Here is a 1,084-nt window from a genome sequence, read left to right on the forward strand (position 1 = left end):
GAAAATCACGCGCAAGTCGCCCTAAGGCATATCTAGCCCGTCTTTTATGACGGGCCAAGTTTTTATACTTACGCCTCATCCAGCGTATAAGATAAGCATTCATGTGTTGCCAGATCGCTGACATTGCTGAACCATGGAATCGACCATAGTATTGCTGCCAACCTTGAAGAATTGGATTGAATATTGCAGATAAATCACTTAATTCGCGATTACACATCAGATGTAGATGCCATTTCCGAATAGTCTGTCGCATTGCTTTAAGTGCATCACGACTGGCTGCAGGAGAGAAATTTACATAAACTCTTTTATACTTGTCCACAGCCTTACGGGGCCTAAACGTGTACCCGAGAAAAGTAAATTGAACATCGGGATATGCTTTACGACGATTAATATCTTGGCAATAAACAATCTTTGTCTTGTCTGGATGCAATTCGAGACCACATTCACGAAATCGTGCATCGATCTTTTGTAAAACAAGTTTGGCTTGAGATAAACTCCGACAATGAATTACGCCATCATCTGCATAACGGCAGAACCGTACACTTTGAAGATGTTTCGTAATCCACATATCAAAAGCATAATGCATAAATAAATTCGCCAATAAAGGACTCACAACACCACCTTGTGGTGTGCCGCGATTCCTTTCTAAAAGATGGCCATTTATGTGTTGCATTGGTGCTTTTAACCAACGTTGCACATATAAAAGAATCCATGGAATTTCACAGTGTTTCTTGAGTGCACGCATTAGTAAATCATGGTCGATGTTATCAAAGAGACCTTTGATATCAAATTCCACAACCCAGTCATAATCCCAACTTCGTCTCCTCACTATCGCAATTGCATCATGGGCAGAACGCCCCGGACGATATCCATATGAGTTTGGATGAAATAATGGATCAATTTTCGGCTCTAATAAGAGCTTAACTGCTGTTTGCGCGACTCGATCTGCAACTGTTGGAATACCTAGTATACGCACGCCACCTGACTTCTTTGGAATCGGAACAGCCTTAACTGGCGGTGGAAAATAACTGCCAGAACAAAGTCGATTCCATAGTTTGTATAGGTTGTTCTTTAAATGCTTTTC

1 protein-coding gene is annotated in these 1,084 nt (G+C 41.2%); it reads right to left on the reverse strand.

Annotation, left to right across the window (positions count from 1 at the left end; genetic code table 11):
- Positions 1–1,084 (reverse strand): group II intron reverse transcriptase/maturase (gene ltrA / locus FTT85_RS18510; protein ID WP_180184122.1); only part of this gene is annotated, 1,084 nt, incomplete at both ends.

The organism is Acinetobacter sp. YH01020 (assembly GCF_013420275.1).
Taxonomy (GTDB): Bacteria; Pseudomonadota; Gammaproteobacteria; order Pseudomonadales; family Moraxellaceae; genus Acinetobacter; species Acinetobacter amyesii.